This is a genomic window from Bradyrhizobium sp. USDA 4473, assembly GCF_054063335.1.
On sequence record NZ_JBSSGE010000001.1, the window covers coordinates 5336981 to 5358535 of the forward strand.

At 65.6% G+C, this 21555-nt stretch carries 24 protein-coding genes; 14 read left to right on the forward strand and 10 right to left on the reverse strand.

The window, feature by feature from the left end; all coding sequences use genetic code 11:
• Positions 1-59: 59 nt before the first annotated feature.
• The 3 genes from ACVW17_RS25125 (at position 60) to ACVW17_RS25135 (ending at position 2583) form a co-directional block, all read left to right on the forward strand.
• The gene (locus ACVW17_RS25125) at positions 60-815 is read left to right on the forward strand and encodes a CPBP family intramembrane glutamic endopeptidase (RefSeq protein WP_456754381.1); all 756 of its coding nucleotides are present in this window, start codon (positions 60-62) and stop codon (positions 813-815) included.
• A 241-nt stretch (positions 816-1056) separates the two neighbouring features.
• Entirely contained in the window at positions 1057-2253 is a 1197-nt protein-coding gene (locus tag ACVW17_RS25130; protein ID WP_456797972.1) for a calcium-binding protein, read from the forward strand.
• Between the two features lie 150 nt (positions 2254-2403).
• Positions 2404-2583: a hypothetical protein gene (locus tag ACVW17_RS25135; RefSeq protein WP_456754383.1), complete on the forward strand. Its 180-nt coding sequence runs from the start codon at positions 2404-2406 to the stop codon at positions 2581-2583.
• Between the two features lie 26 nt (positions 2584-2609).
• On the opposite strand, the gene ACVW17_RS25140 is transcribed toward ACVW17_RS25135, so the two are convergent.
• The 3 genes from ACVW17_RS25140 to ACVW17_RS25150 all read right to left on the reverse strand — a co-directional run bounded on the left by ACVW17_RS25140 (position 2610) and on the right by ACVW17_RS25150 (position 4987).
• Positions 2610-3536: an AEC family transporter gene (locus tag ACVW17_RS25140; protein WP_456754384.1), complete on the reverse strand. Its 927-nt coding sequence runs from the start codon at positions 3534-3536 to the stop codon at positions 2610-2612.
• A 2-nt stretch (positions 3537-3538) separates the two neighbouring features.
• Complete coding sequence (gene ruvX, locus ACVW17_RS25145; RefSeq protein WP_456754385.1) at positions 3539-4021, reverse strand: Holliday junction resolvase RuvX; 483 nt, start codon at positions 4019-4021, stop codon at positions 3539-3541.
• Positions 4022-4096: 75 nt separating this feature from the next.
• Complete coding sequence (locus ACVW17_RS25150) at positions 4097-4987, reverse strand: LysR substrate-binding domain-containing protein (protein WP_456754386.1); 891 nt, start codon at positions 4985-4987, stop codon at positions 4097-4099.
• A 58-nt stretch (positions 4988-5045) separates the two neighbouring features.
• On the opposite strand from ACVW17_RS25150, the gene ACVW17_RS25155 reads away from it, so the two are divergent.
• Positions 5046-6086 (forward strand): NAD(P)H-dependent flavin oxidoreductase, encoded by a 1041-nt coding sequence (locus ACVW17_RS25155; RefSeq protein ID WP_456754387.1) that lies wholly within the window; start codon positions 5046-5048, stop codon positions 6084-6086.
• 18 nt (positions 6087-6104) lie between these two features.
• Positions 6105-7184 carry an NAD(P)H-dependent flavin oxidoreductase gene (locus ACVW17_RS25160; RefSeq protein ID WP_456754388.1) on the forward strand — a complete coding sequence of 360 codons (1080 nt, stop codon included), beginning with the start codon at positions 6105-6107 and terminating at the stop codon, positions 7182-7184.
• 7 nt (positions 7185-7191) lie between these two features.
• On the opposite strand, the gene ACVW17_RS25165 is transcribed toward ACVW17_RS25160, so the two are convergent.
• A complete protein-coding gene (locus ACVW17_RS25165; RefSeq protein ID WP_456754389.1) occupies positions 7192-7365 on the reverse strand; it encodes a hypothetical protein in 174 nt (57 codons plus the stop codon).
• Positions 7366-7736: 371 nt separating this feature from the next.
• On the opposite strand from ACVW17_RS25165, the gene gatC reads away from it, so the two are divergent.
• The 6 genes from gatC (at position 7737) to gatB (ending at position 13191) form a co-directional block, all read left to right on the forward strand.
• Positions 7737-8024: an Asp-tRNA(Asn)/Glu-tRNA(Gln) amidotransferase subunit GatC gene (gatC, locus tag ACVW17_RS25170; protein WP_456754390.1), complete on the forward strand. Its 288-nt coding sequence runs from the start codon at positions 7737-7739 to the stop codon at positions 8022-8024.
• Between the two features lie 23 nt (positions 8025-8047).
• Positions 8048-8275, forward strand: a complete 228-nt coding sequence (locus ACVW17_RS25175) for a hypothetical protein (protein WP_456754391.1) — start codon at positions 8048-8050, stop codon at positions 8273-8275.
• Positions 8272-9747: an Asp-tRNA(Asn)/Glu-tRNA(Gln) amidotransferase subunit GatA gene (gene gatA, locus ACVW17_RS25180; protein WP_456754392.1), complete on the forward strand. Its 1476-nt coding sequence runs from the start codon at positions 8272-8274 to the stop codon at positions 9745-9747. Before ACVW17_RS25175 ends, gatA begins: the two co-directional genes overlap by 4 nt.
• 3 nt (positions 9748-9750) lie before the next feature.
• On the forward strand, positions 9751-10032 hold the full coding sequence (locus tag ACVW17_RS25185) for a hypothetical protein (protein ID WP_456754393.1): 282 nt from the start codon (positions 9751-9753) through the stop codon (positions 10030-10032).
• Positions 10033-10212: 180 nt separating this feature from the next.
• Entirely contained in the window at positions 10213-11574 is a 1362-nt protein-coding gene (locus tag ACVW17_RS25190) for a patatin-like phospholipase family protein (RefSeq protein ID WP_456756525.1), read from the forward strand.
• Between the two features lie 129 nt (positions 11575-11703).
• Entirely contained in the window at positions 11704-13191 is a 1488-nt protein-coding gene (gatB, locus tag ACVW17_RS25195; RefSeq protein ID WP_456754394.1) for an Asp-tRNA(Asn)/Glu-tRNA(Gln) amidotransferase subunit GatB, read from the forward strand.
• Here the strand turns inward: gatB and ACVW17_RS25200 are convergent.
• Positions 13113-13598, reverse strand: coding sequence for a hypothetical protein (locus tag ACVW17_RS25200; RefSeq protein WP_456754395.1), 486 nt, complete (start codon positions 13596-13598; stop codon positions 13113-13115). The genes gatB and ACVW17_RS25200 overlap by 79 nt on opposite strands.
• Before the next feature lie 1119 nt (positions 13599-14717).
• Between ACVW17_RS25200 and ACVW17_RS25205 the strand changes: the two genes are divergently transcribed.
• Complete coding sequence (locus tag ACVW17_RS25205) at positions 14718-14984, forward strand: hypothetical protein (RefSeq protein ID WP_021078341.1); 267 nt, start codon at positions 14718-14720, stop codon at positions 14982-14984.
• Between the two features lie 98 nt (positions 14985-15082).
• On the opposite strand, the gene ACVW17_RS25210 is transcribed toward ACVW17_RS25205, so the two are convergent.
• From ACVW17_RS25210 to ACVW17_RS25225, 4 genes are all read right to left on the reverse strand, one after another.
• Positions 15083-15847, reverse strand: coding sequence for a sulfite exporter TauE/SafE family protein (locus ACVW17_RS25210; RefSeq protein ID WP_456754396.1), 765 nt, complete (start codon positions 15845-15847; stop codon positions 15083-15085).
• Between the two features lie 70 nt (positions 15848-15917).
• Positions 15918-16637, reverse strand: a complete 720-nt coding sequence (locus ACVW17_RS25215; protein WP_456797973.1) for a helix-turn-helix domain-containing protein — start codon at positions 16635-16637, stop codon at positions 15918-15920.
• Positions 16638-16706: 69 nt separating this feature from the next.
• A complete protein-coding gene (locus ACVW17_RS25220; RefSeq protein ID WP_456754398.1) occupies positions 16707-17966 on the reverse strand; it encodes an MFS transporter in 1260 nt (419 codons plus the stop codon).
• 11 nt (positions 17967-17977) lie between these two features.
• The gene (locus ACVW17_RS25225) at positions 17978-18469 is read right to left on the reverse strand and encodes a PaaI family thioesterase (protein ID WP_456754399.1); all 492 of its coding nucleotides are present in this window, start codon (positions 18467-18469) and stop codon (positions 17978-17980) included.
• Positions 18470-18658: 189 nt separating this feature from the next.
• Between ACVW17_RS25225 and gcvA the strand changes: the two genes are divergently transcribed.
• Complete coding sequence (gene gcvA / locus ACVW17_RS25230) at positions 18659-19561, forward strand: transcriptional regulator GcvA (protein WP_456797974.1); 903 nt, start codon at positions 18659-18661, stop codon at positions 19559-19561.
• An 18-nt stretch (positions 19562-19579) separates the two neighbouring features.
• Here gcvA and ACVW17_RS25235 read toward each other — a convergent pair whose 3' ends face one another.
• Positions 19580-20353, reverse strand: coding sequence for a helix-turn-helix domain-containing protein (locus tag ACVW17_RS25235; protein WP_456754401.1), 774 nt, complete (start codon positions 20351-20353; stop codon positions 19580-19582).
• A gap of 135 nt (positions 20354-20488) precedes the next feature.
• Between ACVW17_RS25235 and ACVW17_RS25240 the strand changes: the two genes are divergently transcribed.
• Positions 20489-21397 carry a DMT family transporter gene (locus ACVW17_RS25240; protein WP_456797975.1) on the forward strand — a complete coding sequence of 303 codons (909 nt, stop codon included), beginning with the start codon at positions 20489-20491 and terminating at the stop codon, positions 21395-21397.
• Positions 21398-21555: the final 158 nt, after the last annotated feature.

Consider the following 21555-nt stretch of genomic DNA (forward strand, 5'->3'; position numbering starts at 1 on the left):
ATATGCTAGGTTGAGTTCGGGCCTACCTTCGCTGCCAAATTGTTGCAGAAGAATCCAGCATGTCGAACTTTGAAAATGCCGGCGCGCAGACACCTGCTTCGGCACCGCCGCGAACCTGGGACTTCGCGGGGACCGCATTCGTCGTCCTGATCGCCTACGCCATTTATGTGCTGGCGGGAGGTTTCGCCGTGGCGTTCATCGTCGCGCTGCAAGATGGCGTAGCTACGATGTCACCGGCTCAATTCCAGGACTTCGCAGCCCAGGGGCGATGGCAAGGTCCAGCCATCATCATCGCGAGCCCGTTGGCGATCGGCGTGCTTTGGATCGCGATCCGAATGGCCGGCCGCGGGTTCGCCGAATATCTTGCGCTCAACTGGCCGAGCAGAAATGAGTTGGTTCGCGCTCTGGTGTTCATGGCCATCATAATGGTTGCCGAGAGCTGGAGCGGATTCCTCATCGGTTCGGAGGACGGCACACCCGATTCATTCCTGATCGTCAAAGGACCCGGCGGGCTGTTGACACTCCTTGTGGCAGTCTGCATTGCCGTACCGATCATGGAGGAACTCGTTGTCCGCGGATTCATGTTTCGCGGCTGGTCGCAGTCGTTCCTCGGTCCGACTGGCGCCATCGTGCTGACGTCAGTCGTGTGGGCGATGATGCATACTCAGTACGATTGGTTTTGGCGTTTCTGGATTTTCGTCTCAGGTCTTGCTCTTGGCTATTTTCGCTGGCGCAGCAATTCGACTTGGCTGACAGTGATCGTTCATTCCGCCATGAACATGGTTTGTTTTCTTGTGCGGGGCCCTTACACCTAGCTTCGCCGGCAACCATCGATCCAAGCGAGCAGGGAGCGTCGCCCACTTGGCGCGCCATGACATCGCTTGGCGGCGAGGCCGGCGCCGCGACGGCTGGTCGGGAGTCCCGGATCGCCCGTCCACGGCGCTTCGGGCACCGTCATATGACAAGGATTGTCATACAACCTCCGGGGGAGTGCTGTAGTATCCTCAGCGAATATCGCGGCTTGAAGGTTTCAAAGTCATTTTCAGGGAGAATGCGATGGCGATCTATGATGGTGGCTCCGGCAACGACAGTCTCGTCGGCGGAAGCGACAACGATGTCATCAACGGCTATGGCGGCGACGACACGCTGGCGGGCGGCAACGGCGGCGATTCCATCTATGGCGGCGACGGAAACGATGTTGTTTATGGGGACAGCAGTCAACCGCAAGGTTGGTTGTACAATTATGGCGTCCCGTCAAATGCGCTCGATACCAAGTATCTCTACGGCGGTGCGGGGAACGACGTCATATTCGCAAGTTCGGACACCGTCGAGTTTCCGAATATTCGATATCCTTACTCGCCCAACTACGTCGATTACCAGCAAAATATGATATACGGCGGCGATGGCAACGACACGATCTTCGGATCGTCCGGCTACACGCATGATGGCGATTTTGTCACGCTTCCAGGCGGATTGGTGGTGCCGGGAAGCGTTTACAGCGGCGACGCTGGCACCATCTACGGCGGCGCCGGTGACGATGTCATCTATTCGATCCCGAACGTCGCGTTCGGCGGCGACGGCAATGATCTGATGGTGGCGGTCGGCGCGGCGCGCCTGTATGGCGGGTCCGGCGACGACAGCCTGTATGGCGGATCCCTGAACGATACGCTGGTCGGCGGCGATGGCCGCGATCTGCTCGAAGGCGGCGGCGGCGATGACTGGCTCTATCTCTCCACCGGCCTCGTGGGACGCAACGTGGCCTATGGCGGCGCCGGCAATGACGTCGAGATCGCAGGCGCAACCGGCAACGTCACCGAGATCGGCGATGACGGCAACGACACCCTGTACGGCGGGCCGGGCAACGACTATCAGTACGGCGGGACCGGCAACGACGTGATGTACGGCGGCGCGGGCACCGACGTTCTGATCGGCGGCGCCGGCAACGACTATTTCGACGGCGGCACCGGCGTGAATTACTATTATGGCGGCAACGGCGGCGGTCCGGGCACGGGCATCGGCACCGATACCTTCAATGTCAGCCAGGGCGGCATCGATGTGGTGCAGGACTGGACCGAGGGCAAGGACACGGTGCAGCTCAATGGTTCGGGCTTCCAGTCCTTTGCCGATGTGCTCGCGCATTCCTATCAGAATGGCGCCTACTTCGTGGTCCAGCTCAATTCCGACACCGCAGTGTGGCTGAACGGGGCAACCGCCACCAGTGTGGTGGCAGGCGACTTCAAGATCATCAGCTGAGCGGGACATCCGCGAAGATCCCCGCTGGAACAGCCCTTCGACCCAACGTGATCGCCCCGGATCGTCTGCATCTTGACGATCCGGAACGTAGCAGCGCACCGGCGCATGGTGCCGAGGCAATGCGGCAACGATCTGTCGCGCGAGGACGTCATGAAGCATGCCGCGGCGCTGAGGGACTACCAGGCGTCGGCCTTGCTCCCGGGCATCAAGATCAACAGCAGTGGCTTCCGGCCGGTCGAGCAATTGCGGTTGCTGCAGTTTGACGGCCGCAGCTGGCAGCCGATCGGTGAGGTGCTCGATACGGCGTTCACCGGTTCGAGCGGGAAATAGCGACGATCAGCGCAGGCTGCCGACTGCTACAGCCCGACCGCCGCGATCACGATCGGCATCGTGATCGCCGCCAAGATCGTCTGCAGCGTGATGATCTGGGCGAGCAGCGGCGCGTCGCCGCCCATCTGGCGCGCCAGCACATAGGCTGATGGCGAGGTCGGCACCGCGGCGCAGGCGGCGACGATGGCGAGATTGGCGCCGGTGACGCCGAACCACACCGCGAGCGCGACCGTCAGCACCGGCATCAGGACGAGCTTCAACGCCAGCGCGACGCTGGCGGCGAGGCTGGGGCGGAAGATGCCTTCCAGATGCAGGCCGGCGCCGGTGACCAGCAGGCCGATCGCCAGCGACGAGCCGCCCAGCGCATCGGCGACATCGTGCCAGATTTTCGGCAGCGGGATGTGCGCGACATTGATGGCAAGGCCGATCACGCAGGCCCAGATCAGCGGGTTCTTCACCACAGTCATCACGATCGCGCCCGCCGACCGCTTTCCGGATGAGGCATATTTCGCCAGCACGGCGACGCTGAAGACGTTGACCAGCGGGATGATCGCAACCATCGCGACCGATGCGAGCGCAAGGCCGACCTTGCCGTACAGATTGCCCGACACCGACAACGCGACATAGGTCTGCCAGCGCGTCGCGCCCTGGAAGATCGAGCTGAAGGCGGGACCATCGACCCTGGCGCGGGCGAGGGGCGCACGCAGCGCGAGACAGAGCAGGCACATTAGGAGCGCCGCGAGCAGCAGCGCGCCGCCGGCGCCTGCGACCGGGACCGTGGACAGGTCGGCTTTCACCAGCGTCTGCACCAGCAGCACCGGGAACAGCACGTAATAGGTCAGCTGCTCCAGCCCGTGCCATTGGGTCTCCAGCCGCATCAGGCTGCGCTTGAGGACGACGCCGAGCACGATCAAGAGGAACACCGGCAGCAGCGCCGCGATCACCACGGCCATGGTCAGCGCTCCCCCCGCAGCTTCGCCAGCCGGTCGAGCGCGCCCTGCAGGATGAAGATCGCGGCGTGCTCGTCGATCACCTCGGCGCGCCTGCTGCGGCTGACGTCCATCCCGATCAGCTCGCGCTCGACGGCTGCGGTCGACAGCCGCTCGTCCCACAGTCCGATCGCAAGCGTGGTCAGGTTTGCGAGATTGCGGGCGAAGGCGCGGGTCGATTGCGCGCGCGGGCCTTCGCTGCCGTCCATGTTGATCGGCAGGCCGAGCACGAAGCCGACCGCATTGCGCTCGGCTGCGATCGCGAGCAGCCGCGCCGCGTCGACCTTGAACTGCTTGCGCTGGATGGTCTCGACACCGGTCGCGAGCCGCCGGTCCGGGTCCGACACGGCAACGCCGATGGTCTTGGTGCCGAGGTCGAGGCCGACCAGCGCGCCGCGCTCGGGCCAATGCGGCGCAGCTTCGATCAAGGGAAGGATGGGGGCGGGCATGGCCTTGCGCTTAGCACGCACCCGCGCGCCGAGGCAAAGCCCGGCGGCGGGCGGGCGTCCATGCGAAAACGCCGATCAGGCGGCGATCACCCGGTCGGCGCCGCCAAGGCATGCGGCCAGTCCCTGCAACGCGCTGGACTGATGTGCGGTGCGGCGCTGGATGAACAGCGTCTCGACGCGAGCGTGCTGCGGACTGAGCTTGTGGATCTTGATGTCGCGCTGGACGTGGTCGCGCTCGACCACGGCGCGCGGCAGCAGCGTCACGCCCATGTCGGCGGCGACGCAGCCGACCATGCCGTCGAGCGTGCCGAGCTCGAAGCGCGCGGCCGACGGCCAGCCGAATTCGGTGAACACCTGTTCGAGGCGCTGGCGGTAGGTGCAGCCGGTGCGGAACACCAGCGCTGTCGGGCCCGACTCCGGCGTGCCGGCGCGCAACGCGGATAGCGATGTCCAGCGCTGTGCGGTGACCAGCACCAGTTCCTCGGTGAAGGCCGATGTCGCCACCAGTTCGGCGTGCTCGATCGGGCCGGCGACAAAGGCGCCGTCGAGCGAACCGTCGAGCACCGCAGCAACGAGATCGGCGGTCGGCGCGGTGCGCAAGGTCAGCCGCACGGCGGGATAGCGGCGGTGAAACTCGGCGAGCAGCGTCGGCAGCCGGACCGCAGCAGTCGTCTCCATCGAGCCGATCGACAGCGGACCTCTCGGCTCGCCGTCGTCGCGTGCGGCGAGCACGGCTTCGCGCGTCAGCGCCGCCATCCGCTGCGCATACGGCAACAGCCGGCGGCCGGCGCCGGTCAGCGACATGCCGCGGCTGTGGCGCTCGAACAAAGCGGTGCCGATCTCGGCCTCCAACGCCTTGATGCGCTGGGTGACGTTGGACTGCACGGTGTTGAGCTCGTCGGCGGCGCGGGTGATGCCGCCGAGCCGGGCGACGGTGGAAAAGGTGAGCAGGTCGGTCAATTCCATCTGAGACCACCGTTTCATTTTAGAGATGGGAGCGTTCTATAGTATTCATTTTCACAGAATGTTAGGCCGGGTTAGGCTGCGAGTCCAGAACAGCAAGTTCAAGACAGGGAGCGAGCGCATGCCGATCAGCACCGAATTGACGGCGCGTATGGGCATCCAGCATCCGATCCTGGCAGCGCCGATGGCCATGATCGCGGGGAGCCGGCTGGTCACGGCGGTGAGCGAGGCAGGCGGCTTCGGCATTCTGGGCGGCGGCTACGGAGATGCGGCCTGGCTCAGGGCTGAAACCGCAAAGCTGAAGAATTTCGCAAAGCCGTTCGGCATCGGCTTCATCACCTGGAGTCTCGCCAGGCAGCCCGAACTGATCGACATCGCGCTGGATGCAAAGCCGCGCGCGGTGATGCTGTCATTCGGCGATCCCGCGCCGTTCGCGCCCAGGATCAAGGCCGCGGGTGCGCTCCTGATCTGCCAGGTGCAGAGCGAGCAGATGGCGCAAGCCGCGCTCGCCTGCGGCGCCGACATCCTGATCGCGCAGGGCACCGAGGCGGGGGGTCATGGCGCATCGCGCACCACGCTCGATATCGTGCCGGCGATCATCGATTTCGCGGCGGGGCGTGCGCCGGTGGTGGCGGCCGGCGGCATCGCGGATGGACGGGGCTTGGCGGCGATGATGATGCTCGGCGCCTCCGGCGTGCTGATGGGAACGCGGTTCTATGCCAGTGTCGAGGCGGCTGCGCCCGAGGAGGCGAAGCAACTGATCCGTGCGGCGAAGAGCGGCGAGACGGTGCGCGGTGTGGTGATGGATTGGTCGCGCAAATTGATCTGGCCGGCGCCGTTCACCGCGCGTTCGCTTGCCAACGATCATCTGCGGCGCTGGAGCGGAAACGAGATCGAGCTGATGCAGCGCGCGGACGAGATCGCGGTGGAGTATGCCGCCGCGAGGGAGGCGGGCAATTTCGACATCGCTGCGGTGTTCGCCGGCGAGTCCGTCGGCTTGATCCATGATATCGTTCCCGCGGCCGAGATCGTCGGCCGTATCGTCGCCGAAGCCGAGCAGTCGCTGCAGGGCCGGCGCAATTCTCTTTCATCTTTGTCCTGAACAAGCGCGAGACACACCATGTGGCCGGACCGTCGATTGATCGATCGTTTCAACACCGAATTCCCGATCGTGCTGGCGCCGATGGCCGGCGTGATGGATGCGGAACTGGTGATTGCGGTGGCGCAGGGCGGCGGGCTCGGCTCGCTGCCGTGCGCGATGCTGTCGGCCGAGAAGGCGCGCGAGCAGGTCAACATCATCCGCCAGCGCGTGTCGGCGCCGGTCAATCTCAACTTCTTCTGCCACAAGGCGATCGACGCCGATCCGGCGCGCGAGGCGCAATGGCGGCAGCGGCTGGCGCCTTACTATCGCGAGCACGGCCTCGATCCCGATGCGCACATCAACGCCGCGAACCGCGCGCCGTTCGATGCGGCGTTCTGCGCCGTGGTCGAGGAGCTGAAGCCCGAGGTTGTCAGCTTCCATTTCGGCCTGCCGGAGCCAAAGCTGTTGCAGCGGGTGAAGGCAGCGGGCGCCATCGTGATGTCGTCGGCGACCACGGTGAGGGAGGCGATCTGGCTGGAAGAGAACGGCGCCGATGTCGTCATCGCGCAGGGCGCCGACGCCGGCGGCCATCGCGCCATGTTCCTGACCGACAATATCTCCGAGCAGCCCGGCACGTTCTCCCTGTTGCCGCAGGTGGTGGATGCGGTGAAGGTGCCGGTCGTCGCGGCCGGCGGCATCGCCGACGGACGCGGCATCGCGGCGGCATTGGCGCTCGGCGCCTCAGCCGTGCAGATCGGCACCGCCTATCTGCGCTGCCGGGAGTCCAGGGTGACCGCGCAGGGCCGTATCGCGCTGGCGCAGGCGAACGATGAATCGACCGTCATCACCAATGTGATGACCGGGCGTCCGGCGCGCGGCGTCGCCAACCGTGTGATGCGCGAGGTCGGCCCGATCTCGCCGGACGCGCCGGCGTTTCCGCATGCCGCGACCGCGCTCGGTCCGCTGAAGGCCGCGGCCGAACAGCAGGGCAAGGTCGATTTCACCAATCTGTGGGCCGGGCAGGCGGTGCGCATGGGCAAGGAGATGCCCGCGGCCGAACTGACCCGGGCACTGGCAGGCGCCGCGCTGGCGCGGATGGGGGCGCTCTCTCAGGCTTGACGCGATCTCAAGCCTGACGCGCGGGCTCGCTCTGGTTGATCTCCAGATGCTCGGTCGCGAGCCTGCGGTAATGCGCGGCCATTTCCCGGTAATGTTGCCGGGAGATCGGGTCGGTGGCGCTTTCAGCGCGGCGCTCGAACATCTCGGCCTTTTCCTGCAGGATTTTTGCCTGGGACGACATGGCGACGGCCTCGCTCAGACCAGGCAGGCCACGTAAAGGATCGCGACGCCGATCACGGTACCGATCGACCACAGCGCAGGGTCCCAGCCTCCCGGCTGGGGGGTGGTTTCGGGCATGGACATGACGGACTCCCGTAGTCTTCTCTTTGCGGGCAGTAGGCGCCGCGAATGTTTCCGGACGACTGCGCCGGGCCGGCAAAGTGGTTTCATCGCCCGGTTTTGCCGCCGAATCGTCGGCGGCCCAGGCCCGCGGCCCGTCCGGCGAGGGTCTTCGGGCTGGGCCTTGGCCGGCGCTGTTGCGGCGCAAAACCGGCCTCTGCTATACGGCAGGCTGATCTTCAGCCTGACCTTTCAGACTTGGGGCCCTATATAATGTCCGTCGACGCCACGACCGTCCGCCGCATCGCGCATCTGGCGCGGATCGCGGTCAGCGACGCCGAAGTTCCCCACCTTCAGGGCGAGCTGAACGCGATGCTGGCCTTTGTCGAGCAGCTCTCGGAAGTGAATATCGAGGGCGTCGAGCCGATGACCTCGGTGACGCCGATGGAGATGAAGAAGCGCGCCGATGTGGTCAATGACGGCGAGATCGCCGATATCATCGTCCGCAACGCGCCCGACACCGTGAACGACTTCTTCCTGGTGCCGAAGGTGGTCGAGTAGCTCTCTGTTCTGGGACGATCCCGATGTGTCTGCTCTGCGACGATGAGAAGGCCTACAAGGCCTATATGGACTTCCTCGATGCAATGGAGCGCAAAGGGAAGGTCGCCGATCCCAATGCGGCGATGGACGCCGTGCTCGACCATCTCGAGGCGCTCGACGCCGAGCGCGCCAAAGAGAATAAAGCGCGCCAGGACGACCCCGCCAACGACAAGACCCTGTCTCCGTTCTTCTGCAGCCCGATCAATAAATGACCGATTTGACATCGCTGACGATCGCCGAGGCCCGCGAGGGCCTGGCGAGCAAGTCTTTCACCGCGAGCGAACTGACCGACGCACATCTCGCCGCCATCGAAGCCGCGCGCGTGCTCAATGCCTATGTGCTCGAGACACCCGACCGCGCACGCGAGATGGCGAAGGTGGCTGACGCGAAGATCGCCAAGGGCGAGGGCGGACCGCTGGCCGGCATCCCGCTCGGCATCAAGGACCTGTTCGCGACCCGCGACATCAGGACCACGGCGTGCTCGAAGATCCTCGGCAATTTCATTCCGCCCTACGAGTCGACGGTGACCTCGCAGCTCTGGCGCGACGGCGCGGTGCTGCTCGGCAAGCTCAACAATGACGAGTTCGCGATGGGCTCGTCGAACGAGACCTCGTGCTTCGGTCCGGTCACCAACCCGTGGCGGCGCGAAGGCTCCAACACCACGCTGGTGCCGGGCGGCTCGTCCGGCGGCTCGGCCTCGGCAGTCGCGGCGCTGCTCTGCATGGGTGCGACCGCGACCGACACCGGCGGCTCGATCCGCCAGCCCGCCGCGTTCACCGCGACCGTCGGCATCAAGCCGACCTATGGCCGCTGCTCGCGCTGGGGCATCGTGGCGTTTGCATCCTCGCTCGACCAGGCCGGCCCGATCGCGCGCACCACGCGCGACGCTGCGATCCTGATGCGCTCGATGGCGGGACACGATCCCAAGGACACCACGTCGGTCGACATCGCGGTGCCGGATTACGAGGCCGCGATCGGCAAATCCGTGAAGGACATGAAGATCGGCATCCCCAAGGAGTATCGCCTCGACGGCATGCCGGCCGAGATCGAAAAGCTTTGGGAAGCGGGCGCGCAGTGGCTGAAGGCCGCAGGCGCCGAGCTCGTCGAGGTGTCGCTGCCGCACACCAAATACGCGCTGCCGGCCTATTACATCGTGGCGCCGGCGGAAGCCTCGTCGAACCTCGCGCGCTATGACGGCGTGCGCTACGGGCTGCGCGAGCCGGCCAAGAACATCATCGAGATGTACGAGAACACCCGCGCCGACGGCTTCGGCGACGAGGTGCGGCGGCGCGTGCTGATCGGCACCTATGTGCTTTCGGCCGGCTACTACGATGCCTATTATCTGCGGGCGCAGAAGGTGCGGACGCTGATCAAGAAGGATTTCGAGGACTGCTTCGCCAAGGGCGTGAACGCGATCCTGACGCCGGCGACGCCGTCGGCGGCGTTCGGTATCGGCGAGAAGGGCGGCGCCGATCCGGTCGAGATGTATCTCAACGACATCTTCACCGTGACCGTGAACATGGCGGGCCTGCCGGGCATTGCCGTGCCCGCGGGCAAGGACACGCAGGGCCTGCCGCTCGGCCTGCAACTGATCGGCCGTCCGTTCGACGAGGAGACGCTGTTCTCGCTCGGTGAAGTGATCGAGCAGGCGGCTGGACGTTTCACGGCGCCGAAATGGTGGTGAGCGATGACGGGTTTCCGTGCCAGCCTGAATGACGCCGCGCCGGATCCGGCGCTGTCGCCGCCGCTCGCCGCATTGTGGTGGGCGAGGAAGGGCGATTGGGACCAGGCGCACCGCATCGTGATGAACGAGAGCGACGCCAATTCGGCCTGGGTGCACGCACATCTGCATCGCGTCGAGGGCGATCTTTCCAATGCCGGCTACTGGTATCGCCAGGCCGGCCAACCCGTCGCAACGGACACGGTCGAGGCCGAGTGGGAGCGGATCGTCTCCGCGCTGCTGGCCTGAACGATCGGTGCCGGATGCCGCAGCCAGATGCCGGTGTCTTGGCACCGCGATCATTAACCGTGTTTCGGCCGCCATGCCGCCGCCCAGATTGGCCGTGATAGGCTAATGGAACCGGGCGGGGACCAGCGGCAATAGAGAGTAGTCGTGCGTGGGTTGGGGATAGGGGGATGGCTGTCGGCGTTGCTGGTGGCCGGGGTGGCGGCGGGCCTTGCCGGCTGCGCGTCCGTCTACAATCTCCCGGGCAACGTGCCGCTCGGTGCCGCGCTTGCCGACAACAACAGCGCCCGCGATTTCCCGACCTACGAAGATGATTTGCTGCTTGCGCTGTCGTTCTCCGGCGGCGGCACCCGTGCGGCGGCGTTCTCCTTTGGCGTGCTGGAGGAGCTCGATCATACGCATTCGAGTGTGGCGGGCACCAAGACACTGCTCGACCGCGTTGACTTCGTGTCCGGCGTCTCCGGCGGATCGATCACCGCCGCCTACTTCGGATTGAAGCGGCGCGCGGCGCTCGCCGATTTCCGCGAACGTTTCCTGCTGCGCAATGCCGAGGAAGGGCTGAAGACCAGGATCTCGCTCGGCAATATCGGGCGCGCGCTGGGGGGCGGCGTCAACGACAGCCAGTTCACCGACTGGCTCGATCAGAACCTGTTCGACGGCGCACGGTTCGAGGCATTGCCCGACGACCGTCGGCCGCGGGTGTGGATCAATGCCTCCGACATCTACAACCGCACGCCGTTCGTGTTCGGCAAGACGTCGTTCGACGCGCTGTGCAGCGACATCCGCGCCTATCGCGTCGCCGAAGCGGTGGCGGCATCGGCCGCGGTGCCGCTGGCGTTCGCGCCGATCGTGCTACAAACCTATCCCGGCGGCTGCGCCGCGCCGCTGCCGCCCTGGTACGACCGGGTACGCAACGATCCGAACGCGCAGCCGTTGCTGCGTTCCTACGCCGAGGCCCAGGCGCGCTACCGCGACGGCTCGATGCGCTACGTCAAGCTGCTCGACGGCGGCCTGGTCGACAATTACGGCCTGTCGGGACTGAGCATCGGTCTGCTCGCCGCGCAGCATCCCTATGAACCGCTGAGCGAACGCCAGGCGGCCAGGCTGAAGCGCATCCTGTTCCTGGTGGTCGATGCCGGCCGCGGCATCTCAGGCGATTTCGTGCAGACGCTGGAAGGGCCGAGCGGTGTCGAGCTGGTGTCGGCGGCCGCCGACACCGCAATCGATGCCAGCGTGCGCTCGAGCTATGCGGCCTTCACCGCGCTCGCCGACGACTGGTCGGGCAAGCTGAAGCGCTGGCGCTGCGGCCTGTCGGCGGCGGATCGCTCGAGGCTCGGGGTCGGCGCCGGCTGGAAATGCGGCGACGTCGCGATCTATGTCGAGCGGCTCGGCTTCGACCGGCTCGGACCGGAGCGGGCCGGCATCCTGAACGCCATCCCGACGCGGTTGTCGCTGCCGCCGGAGCAGGTCGACCAGCTGATCATGGGCGGCGCGGACGCGCTGCGCTCGAGCAAGGCCTATCAGCAGTTCCGGCGCGGGCTCTGATCCGCGCCTGACGCGCCGCTGCGGGCCGCGAAGGGGCAGCAAGGGGACAGCAAGGCGGCTTGACTGGCGCGGTCGGTTGCGCGAAGCCCAATCCATCCCAGATATCACTTTGTCCGGAAACCGAGATCCATGACCGCAGCTGCCGCCCCGCATAAACTGATCAAGAGCGCCACCGGCGATTGGGAGGTCGTGATCGGCATGGAGATCCATGCCCAGGTCACCTCGAACGCAAAGCTGTTCTCGGGCGCATCGACCGCATTCGGCGGCGAGCCCAACTCTCATGTCTCGTTGGTCGATGCCGCGATGCCGGGCATGCTGCCCGTGATCAACGAGGAGTGCGTCCGCCAGGCGGTGCGCACCGGTCTCGGGCTGAATGCGAAGATCAATCTGCGCTCGGTGTTCGACCGCAAGAACTATTTCTATCCCGACCTGCCGCAGGGCTACCAGATCAGCCAATACAAGTCGCCGATCGTGGGCGAGGGCGAGGTGTCGCTCGAGCTCGACGGCGGCCGCAGCACCACGATCGGGATCGAGCGGCTGCATCTGGAGCAGGACGCCGGCAAGCTGCTGCACGACCAGTCGCCGACGATGTCCTATGTCGACCTCAACCGTTCCGGCGTCGCGCTGATGGAGATCGTCTCCAAGCCCGACATCCGCGACGCCGAGCAGGCCAAGGCCTACGTCACCAAGCTGCGCTCGATACTGCGCTACCTCGGCACCTGCGATGGCGACATGGAGAAGGGCAGCCTGCGCGCCGACGTCAACGTCTCGGTGCGCCGTTACGGCGAGACCGCGTTCGGCACCCGCTGCGAAATCAAGAACATGAACTCGATCAACTTCATCGGCCAGGCGATCGAGTACGAGGCGCGGCGCCAGATCGAGATCATCGAGGACGGCGGCTCGATCGACCAGGAAACCCGGCTGTTCGATCCGAACAAGGGCGAGACGCGCTCGATGCGCTCCAAGGAAGAGGCGCACGACTATCGCTACTTCCCGGACCCCGATCTGTTGCCGCTCGAGTTCAGCCAGGCCTTCGTCGACGATCTCAAGGCGCAGTTGCCGGAGCTGCCGGACCAGAAGAAGTCCCGTTTTATTACGGGCTTCGGCCTGTCGCCCTATGATGCGAGCGTGCTGGTCGCCGAGCGCGAGAGCGCGGAGTTCTACGAGACGGTTCTTGCAGGCCTTGCCGACAAGGCGCGCGACGGCAAGCTCGCCGCCAACTGGGTGATCAACGAGCTGTTCGGCCGTCTCAACAAGGAAGGCGTCGACATCGCAGCGTCGCCGGTGTCGGCCGAGCAACTCTCCGCGATCGTCGCCCTGATCGGCGAGGGAACGATTTCCGGCAAGATCGCCAAGGACTTGTTCGAGATCGTCTGGCAGGAGGGCGGCGATCCGCGCACGCTCGTCGAGACGCGCGGCATGAAGCAGGTCACCGATCTCGGCGCGATCGAGAAGGTGGTCGACGACATCATCGCGGCCAATCCCGACAAGGTCGAGCAGGCCAAGGCGAAGCCGCAACTGGTCGGCTGGTTCGTCGGTCAGGTGATGAAGTCGTCGGGCGGCAAGGCGAACCCGCAGGCGGTCAACGACCTCTTGAAGTCGAAGCTCGGCATCTGAACCGACAGGACAATGATGTTGTCCTTGGCGCATGATCCGACCGGATCATGCTCTCGCGCGATCGCCTCTCGCCTCGTCGCGCGCGCGTGAACGCGGCGTGATCCTGCCTCACAGCCTCTTGCGACGGTCGCACCGCCGCCCTCGGCGCCGAATCGGCGCAGCTGCGATTCGTTCGCGAAACCGGCTCGGACGACCTCAAACGAGGCAAAAGCCGTCTTTCCCACGAAAATTTTTTCGTTGCCAAAAATTACGACTCGGCGTCCGCGCCGCGCCGCTTTTCGTCGCCGCTCGCGACTCAGCGCAACGTCGATCGCGCGTCGATCGCTTCGATGCGAATTCAACGAAAGCCTGCAATACAAGGCATTTCCTGCGACGTTGACAAATGCCGATGTCGGCCGCTGTTGCACTTCTCGCATCGTCGCGCGAATGCATCGTCGATTTGAACGGCGGCGCGCGCTGTGCGCACTGCCATCGCTGCGTCAACACTTCCTTAAGCGGGACACTGTTTTTTTCGGTCTGTTGGTGTATTCGGGAAGTAGTGCATATCGATTCCCGAGTGCACGCAGCGAAGTAGAGCCATCTCACATACTGGAGGGCAACATGGCTAAGAAGGCAAAGAAGGCGAAGAAGGTTAAGAAGGCGAAGAGCGCAGTGAAGAAGACTGCGAAGAAGACCCGCAAGGTCGCCAAGAAGAAGTAAGCCTCTCGCCTTGAGAGGATTGCCGGCGGCTTTGACGCCGGCACGTCGCAAGAGCCGGCGGACGGACTGCTGAGAGGCACATCCCACCCAAGGCTCTGGCTGACGAAAGAGGGTGTCGGCGAGACATCAGGTCAAACGGCTGGATCGAATTTCGGAGAGGGCAACCTTCCCAAACCGGTCCGGCAGAAGAAACAGAGATTTCTTCGTTCGGTGCGGAGCCCGCTCGGTTCCGCAATTTCACCGGCGAGAATGCCGACTGAAATCTGGTCCTGACGTGTTCGCCGACCCCCTCGTTCCGGCGGCCTGCGCAGTCCGCGCCCCGGCAACCATTTTCCCCATTCCAGCTCTGGACTGACGTCAGGCTTCACGGCCTCGCGTTGCATGTGCCTGTGCACCCGGTGGTGCGTCATTCCGCGGACCGTTCGCCGGTTCTGCCATCCCTTCGTCAATCTCAGGACTGACTGCCGACCGCCCGGGCGGCAGCGCCCGCGGGCCATTGTCCGCGATGGTTATCGTTGTCCGAAACAGCAGGGTAAACCGGCGTTCACGAATGCACAGATGTGCCTGCGGCACAGGCACTTTTGCGATTCCTGCAAACGGCCCGGGCGGCGCCGATTTACATCCCGTTCATCGCGATACTTAAACCGCTCTTCAAATTTGATGGGCCATGATCATCCCAACAAGCCGGCAAACGGCAAGCGCATGATCCTCCGGGACCAGCGCGGGCATGATCAAGAGATCAGCCCGGGGATATCAGGGTAGTTCAACAGTGGACGGGGGCCGCGCTCGGGGGAGGGCGGCCAACAACAAAAAGGGGAATGACGACAATGTTTCAGGGGGTCATCGATCAGGAAAGCGCGGTCCCGGTTGCTGCGACGGCAATCCAGGACGTGCTGTTCGAGCGTGGCATGTATTGGGCGAGCGGCCGCTCCGGCGTGGTCAATCTCGTCGCGGCGCACAAATGGTTCAACCTGGCGGCGCTCAAGGGACGTACCGATGCGATCGCGCACCGTCGCGAAGTCGCCGAGCAGATGTCCGACGTCGAGATCGCGGCTGCCCAGCGCGAAGCCCGCGCCTGGATGACGACGCACTAATCTGTCGTTTTGACGCGTTTTCTTCACGCGAACCGGTCGTCCACTTCGCTCGAAAACGCTCTGCTATCGAGCTGGGAGCCTCGGCTCCCTCGCTCCATCTAGAACCAGTATCGCGCCGCGTAGATCAAGGTCATGACAGCTCCGGCGACGATGACGAAGTGCCGGACGATGGGCGCGGGAAGGATCCGGATCAGGTAGCCTCCGGCGTAACCGCCGATCATGGCGCCGAGCAGCATCGCCAGCGTCTCCGGCCATCGCACCGCTCCCTCGCCGATGAAGATCACTGTGGCGGCGAGCGACACGCAGGTCGCGAGCAGGTTCTTCAACGCCTTGATCGCCCTGATGTCGTTGGGCTCGGTGATCGAGAGCACCGCGGTCAGTATGACGCCGAGCCCGGCGCCGAAGAACCCTCCATAGACGCACGCCAATCCAAGGACGGTACTGCTCGCACCGGTCGAGGGCAGAGCTGCCTCCGTCTGGTGCCCGATGCTCCATCGCTGGATCGGCGGCGCGAACGCGAACAGCAGCGTGGCGAATGCGATCAGCCCCGGCACCGGCAGCACGAACAGCCGCTCGGGAAGCAGCAGCAACACGCCGGCGCCGATCGCGCCGCCCAGGGTGGAGACGGCGACGAAGCTGATCGTGCGCCGGCTCGGCCGTGGCAGCTTGCCGCGATCGGCGAGCGCCGCGATCAGATGCCCCGGCGAGATCGCCACCGCATTCGACGCGTTGGCGATCACGGCCGGCAGGCCTGCCGCGAGCATCGCCGGAAACGTGATCAGCGTCGCGCCGCCCGCCAGTGCGTTGATGATGCCGCCCGCGACGCCGGCGGCGAGCAGCAAGAGACCGGTCTGAACGTCCATGCTTCACCCATTCGAGGGTGAGCAGGCTAGCGGGCGGAGCCGCGCTCCGTCTGGAACGTCTGTGACGTCGTCAATCGCGCCAGTAGACGCCCGGCGTGGTGCCAAAGGTGCGGCGGAACAGGCGGGTGAGGTGGCTCTGGTCGGCGAAACCCGCATCGGCCGCTGCTGCGGCGATCGGCTCACCGGCGCGCAGCAACTGCCGGGCAACATTGAGCCGGGCGAGCTGTCGGAAGGCATGCGGTGCGACGCCGAGCTCGCGCCTCACCAAGCGGCTGAACCCTTCGCGGCTTCGTCCCAGGCTCGCGGCAATAGCGCGGATCGACTCCGCACTCTCGGTCAGGGTGCCGCCGAGCTTCGCCCGGTCGGTGGGCCCGGCCGGGGACGGCTTGTGCGACAGGCTAGCGTCGGCGATCTCGAGGATGTCCTCGGGCGATATCTCGTCGACGCTCCGCCAGCGCTTTCCGATCCGAACGACCCGCAGCGTCGAGCAGGCGCGGCTCGCCGGTAGATAGGCGTTCAGGCAGACCGTCTCCGCGTCCGCCGTCGGCATCGGTGCATGCAGCAGTCCCGCCGGGATCAGCGCGGCATGGCCGGCAGGCACCGTGACGGTCGCGTCATCGATGCGAAAGGCGCGCGACCCCGACAGCACCAGCACAATCTGGCTTTCGTCATGGAAGTGCGGCCGGAGGCCGAGCGAGCCGGCACCGCGCCAAGATGCCAGCTCGACGATGCCGGCCCGGTCGGCTCGCCGGTATGTCCAGGCATTGGTCATGGCGAACGGGATGGTCATGCAGGTATCGAGCCGATGGAAGTGGTGCTTTCCAAACCTAGCACTGACATCCCCGACCGTCATGAGGCGTCACCGCGCGACCGATACGATCGGTGAGGCCGTCCGCATCGTCGCCATCGCGATGACGGCGGCGACGAGGTTGGCGGCGGCGCTGATCGCCACCGGGATGAAGTAGCTGTGGCCGATGTCGTAGGCGAAGCCGGCGGCGCTCGGACCCAGCAGCGTGCCAAAGGCGACGCTGGTGTAGAGGATGCCGATGATGCCGCCGACAATGCGGCCGCCGAAATGATCGGTCACCACGGCGGGCAGGATCGCGACCCAGCCGCCATAGAACACGCCGAACAGCAGCGCGAACACCGTCAGCGACCAGAAGCTGCCGGCGATCGCCCAGATCGCCAGCGACACCGCCATGCCGAGATACATCGCGACCAGGAACGCATCGCGGCCGACCCGGTCGGCGATGCCGCCGAGGAAGAAGCGGCCGGCGGTGCTGCCGACGCCGATCATCCCGAGCAGCAGCACGGCAAGCGCCGGTGCCACCTGATGATCGACCGCAAACGGCACCAGATGCACGAACGGCACGAACACCCCGAACGCGCTGATCAGGCAGGCCGCATAGAGCCCGGCGAAGCGGGCGGTCTTGATCGCACCGCGGATCGAGACGCCCTGCTGGAGCGGCGCGCTCGAGCCTGCCTCAAGCGGATCGCCGTCCGGGCCGGTGCCGTAGCGCCGGGGATCGTCCGCGATCAAGAGCGACGCGCCGATCCCGGCAACGACTGCGACGACGCCGAGCACGACATAGGCGTCGCGCCAGCCGAGGCTCGTGATCAGCCAGGTCGCGAGCGGCGGCATCACCAGCGTGCCGACGCCGATCCCGCTGACGGCGAGGCCCGACGCAAAACCGCGCCGCCGGACGAACCAGCGTTGCACGGCGCCCAGTGTCGGGACATAGGCGCAGCCGACGCCGGCGCCGATCCCGATGCTGTAGGCGGCATAGACCTGAAGGATGGTCTGCGCCTGTCCCGCCAGCACCATGCCGAGACCGACCAGTGCCATTCCAAGGCAAGCGAGCCGGCGCGCGCCCCAGCGATCGGCAAGCGGGCCGGAGACGATTCCGAGGCCGAAATACAGGAAGCCCGCGAAGGAGAACACCAGCGAGACCGAGCCGCGCGAGGCGCCGAACTCCCGCTGCAACGACTCGACAAAGGACGAGAACGTGTAGGCGCTGCCGAAGCCGATCATGGTCACGACGAAGGCGGCCGCGACGACCGCCCAGCCGTAGAACGGTTTTGCTCTCTGATAACCGGCGTGCATGACCGCGTTCCTCATGTTCGTTCTCCCTAAGCTGCGCGATCTGCTGGCTTGGCCGGCGGATAGCGCAGCATCTGCGTGCAGCGGAACAGCGCGATGGTCCTGCCGGTCGCCTCGCTCTTGATCTCCGCGTCCCACACCTGGGTGGTGCGGCCGGCGTGAACGAGGTGGGCTTCGCAGCTCACGCTGCCGTCGCGCGCGGCACCGATGAAGTTGGTCTTCAGCTCTGAGGTGGCGAAGCCGATCGCGCCGTCCGGCAAGGAGGCGAGGCAGCCGAACCCGCACGCGGTATCCGCCAACGCGACGAGGCTTGCACCGTGCAACAGCCCGTGCGGCGAGAAGTGCTTCGCGGCGATCTCGAAGCGGCCGCGGATGTGGCCACGTCCGGCGTCGAGCCATTGAAAGTCGAGCAGGCCGGGCAGGCTGCCTGCTTGCGATGCGTTGATGCGATCGACGAGTTGGCCGGTTTGGCCGCGCGCGCCGATCTCGCGCAAAGCGAGCTTGTTGGGGATATCAGTCATGTCTTGTCTCCATCAGGAAACCGAAAGCCGCCGTCAGAGCTCCATTTGATGATTAGATAATCTAACTTTATTGGCTCTGATTTCTCTGCGTTGACGCGGCTTTCAGCGTTGAGATAGGCTAATCCAACGCTGAATAGCTGAATTGGCAAACCAGATTTGCTGCGGGATTGAGATTAGAAAATCTAAATCATGGAAAGCCGGCTTCCACCCCTGAACGCGCTCAAGGCGTTCGAGTCCGCCGCCCGCCATCTTTCGGTGAAGCTCGCGGCCGAGGAGCTGTGCGTGACGCCGGGCGCGGTCAGCCAGATGCTCAAGACGCTGGAAGCGCATCTCGGCACAAAACTGTTCGAGCGGGTGCCGCGCGGCATCTACCTCACCGACGCCGGGCGCGACTATCTGCCGTCGATCCGCAATGCGTTTCGCCAGATCGCGGAAGCTTCGCGCCGCGTCGCTGCATCTGTCGACGTCGGCACACTGACGGTGAGCGTCACGCCGTTCTTCGCGTCGGCCTGGCTGGTGCCGCGGATGGCGTCGTTCCAGCACACGCATCCCGAGATCGATCTTCAGATCGTCACCAGCAACACGCTGGTCGATTTCTCGCGCAGCGGCATCGACGTCGCGGTGCGCCACGGCCTTGGCCGCTATCCGGGGCTACGCAGCGACCGCGTCGTCACGGTCGCGATGGTGGTGGTGGCGGCGCCCTCGCTGGTTGCGCGGCTCGGGCGGCCGGCCTCTCCCGCTGATCTCGCGGGCTGGCCGCAGGTCCACGACGCCGATCGCAAGGGCTGGAGCCTGTGGTTTCAGGCCAACGGCATCGAAGAGGTCCGCGCGCCGCGCGGTCCCTCGTTCGACGACAGCAGCCTGCTGCTGAAGGCCGTGCTGACCGGGCAGGGCGCGGGCCTGCTGCCGGCGGCGATGGTCGCAAGCGAGATCGAGAGCGGCGAACTGATCCAGTTGCTCGATACCGCGCATCTGGAGGAGTTCGCCTACTATCTCGTCTGCCCCGACAACCGGCAGGGGCTTCCGAAGATCGCAGCGTTCAGGGAATGGATTTTGGGACCGGCGGCGCAGTCCGCGCCTGCGGAGCGCTAGCTATCCCGCCGCCACGCGCTATCGATAAAACGCGTTGGGCGGCACGCCAAAATGCCTGCGGAACATCGCGGTGAAGGCGCTCTGGCTGGCATAGCCGGCATCGAGCGCGACGTCGACCACGCGCGCGCCCTGCGCGAGGCGTTCGAGCGCGAACAGCAGGCGGGCCTGCTGACGCCATTCGCCGAAGGTCATGCCGGTTTCCTTCGCGAACAGGCGATGGATCGTCTTCGACGTCAGCTTCAGCCTTCGCGCCCATTGCCCGGCGGTCGAGGCATCGTCCGGGCGGTTCACCAGCGCCTTGCAGATCCGCGCCAGCCTGATGTCGCGCGGCATCGGCAGATGCAGCGGCAGCACATCGATTTCGCTGAGCTGGTCGAGCAGCACCCGCATCAGCCGCTCGTCGCTGGTGCCGGGGGTGTAGTCCAGCGGCACCCGCATCGCCGCGACGAACAATTCGCGCAGCAGCGGCGAGACCGTGAAGACGCAGCTGGTCTGCGGCAGATCGGGTGCCGCGGTGCTATCAACGAACACCGTGCGGATCTTGACCGCGCCGCACATCCGGACCTCGTGTGCGAGATTGGCGACCAGCCATACCGCGCGGTTGGGCGGCACCACCCAGGTGCCCTCGGCGCAGCGCACGATCATCACGCCTTCGATCGCGTAGAGCAATTGCCCGCGCGGATGCGCATGCTGGCCGGTCGACGCGCCGCTCGGATAGTCGATCTCCATCGCCGCCATCGGCCGTGCCGTGGCGTGATAGTCGAGGTGCCGTGTGATCAGCTCGTCCAACACGTTCGTCTCGCAAGTCCCAATCGCAAGTCCCAATCGTATGTCCCAATCTCGCTAGGCGAGGTCATTCTAGCGTGAGACGGACTTTGGCGCGACAGCTAGTTGCTGGTGGGTCCTTCACCAACGCGCTGCCGGATCATGTTCAAGAAGAATGTTGCACTCCTGTATCCCTTCGTTGCCATCGTGCTGTGGGCCGGCAACGTCATCGTCTCGCGCCTCTCGGCGCACACGATCGGTCCGCAGGCGATCACCTTCTATCGCCTGCTGGTCGCGGTGCTCTTGATGTCGCCGTTCGTGGCGCGCGCCGCCTGGCGCAATCGGCGCGCGATCTGGCCGCATCTCGGTCCGCTCGCGATCCTCGGCTTCCTCGCGATGTGCCTGTTCCAGAGCCTGTCGTATCTGGCCGCCGAGACCACCACCGCGACCAACATGGCCGTGTTCACTGCGCTGACACCGCTGTTGACGGTCGCGCTCAGTGCCGCGCTGCTCGGCGAGCAGCCGACGCTTGGCATGCTCTGGGGCGCGCCTCTGTCGTTTGCGGGGCTGGTCTATCTCGTCAGCGGCGGCGACTTGCCGTCGCTGTTGCAGAGCGGCGTGCACGCGGGCGACGCGCTGATGCTGCTCGCCGCGATGGTCTATGCGTTGTATGGCGTGCTGTTGAAGCGCTGGAATCTGCCGATCACCGGATGGCAATCGACCTTCATGCAGGCGCTGTGCGCGCTGGCCGTGATGTTTCCCGCATTCCTCGCGACCCCGGCACCGCTGCGGCAGATCAATGGCGCAACGCTGCCGCTGATCCTCTATGCCGGCGCGCTGGCCTCGGTGGTGCTGCCGTTCCTCTGGATCCGTGGTGTCGCGCAACTCGGCCCGAACCGCTGCGCGATCTTCATGAACCTGCTGCCGGTGCTGACGGCCGTGGCCGCGATCGTGATGCTGGGCGAGCCGGTCAGGCCCTTCCACGTCGTTGGCGGCGGCCTCGCGCTGCTCGGCGTCGCCTGCGCGCAGGCCTTCCCGCGGCCGCGGAGGACCCCGCGCGATCCGCGATAGGTCACGGAGATCGGCGATCTCGCCGTTTTGATCAGGGGTGAGGGGCCGGGGCGGAATGGAGCGTTACGGTCGGCGATCACGTGTTCATTGAAGCGGAGTGATCGCGATGCGTGTCGCCTTGCGGATGTCCTTGCGTATGTCCTTGGCCTTGACGTTGG

Bases quoted from the DNA above. Each gene is read 5' to 3' on its own strand.
- ACVW17_RS25125 (WP_456754381.1), top strand. From the start codon at position 60: ATGTCGAACTTTGAAAATGCCGGCGCGCAGACACCTGCTTCGGCACCG.
- ACVW17_RS25130 (WP_456797972.1), top strand. From the start codon at position 1,057: ATGGCGATCTATGATGGTGGCTCCGGCAACGACAGTCTCGTCGGCGGA.
- ACVW17_RS25135 (WP_456754383.1), top strand. From the start codon at position 2,404: ATGAAGCATGCCGCGGCGCTGAGGGACTACCAGGCGTCGGCCTTGCTC.
- ACVW17_RS25140 (WP_456754384.1), bottom strand. From the start codon at position 3,536: ATGGCCGTGGTGATCGCGGCGCTGCTGCCGGTGTTCCTCTTGATCGTG.
- ruvX (WP_456754385.1), bottom strand. From the start codon at position 4,021: ATGCCCGCCCCCATCCTTCCCTTGATCGAAGCTGCGCCGCATTGGCCC.
- ACVW17_RS25150 (WP_456754386.1), bottom strand. From the start codon at position 4,987: ATGGAATTGACCGACCTGCTCACCTTTTCCACCGTCGCCCGGCTCGGC.
- ACVW17_RS25155 (WP_456754387.1), top strand. From the start codon at position 5,046: ATGTTAGGCCGGGTTAGGCTGCGAGTCCAGAACAGCAAGTTCAAGACA.
- ACVW17_RS25160 (WP_456754388.1), top strand. From the start codon at position 6,105: ATGTGGCCGGACCGTCGATTGATCGATCGTTTCAACACCGAATTCCCG.
- ACVW17_RS25165 (WP_456754389.1), bottom strand. From the start codon at position 7,365: ATGTCGTCCCAGGCAAAAATCCTGCAGGAAAAGGCCGAGATGTTCGAG.
- gatC (WP_456754390.1), top strand. From the start codon at position 7,737: ATGTCCGTCGACGCCACGACCGTCCGCCGCATCGCGCATCTGGCGCGG.
- ACVW17_RS25175 (WP_456754391.1), top strand. From the start codon at position 8,048: ATGTGTCTGCTCTGCGACGATGAGAAGGCCTACAAGGCCTATATGGAC.
- gatA (WP_456754392.1), top strand. From the start codon at position 8,272: ATGACCGATTTGACATCGCTGACGATCGCCGAGGCCCGCGAGGGCCTG.
- ACVW17_RS25185 (WP_456754393.1), top strand. From the start codon at position 9,751: ATGACGGGTTTCCGTGCCAGCCTGAATGACGCCGCGCCGGATCCGGCG.
- gatB (WP_456754394.1), top strand. From the start codon at position 11,704: ATGACCGCAGCTGCCGCCCCGCATAAACTGATCAAGAGCGCCACCGGC.
- ACVW17_RS25205 (WP_021078341.1), top strand. From the start codon at position 14,718: ATGTTTCAGGGGGTCATCGATCAGGAAAGCGCGGTCCCGGTTGCTGCG.
- ACVW17_RS25210 (WP_456754396.1), bottom strand. From the start codon at position 15,847: ATGGACGTTCAGACCGGTCTCTTGCTGCTCGCCGCCGGCGTCGCGGGC.
- ACVW17_RS25215 (WP_456797973.1), bottom strand. From the start codon at position 16,637: ATGACCATCCCGTTCGCCATGACCAATGCCTGGACATACCGGCGAGCC.
- ACVW17_RS25220 (WP_456754398.1), bottom strand. From the start codon at position 17,966: ATGAGGAACGCGGTCATGCACGCCGGTTATCAGAGAGCAAAACCGTTC.
- ACVW17_RS25225 (WP_456754399.1), bottom strand. From the start codon at position 18,469: ATGACTGATATCCCCAACAAGCTCGCTTTGCGCGAGATCGGCGCGCGC.
- gcvA (WP_456797974.1), top strand. From the start codon at position 18,659: ATGGAAAGCCGGCTTCCACCCCTGAACGCGCTCAAGGCGTTCGAGTCC.
- ACVW17_RS25240 (WP_456797975.1), top strand. From the start codon at position 20,489: ATGTTCAAGAAGAATGTTGCACTCCTGTATCCCTTCGTTGCCATCGTG.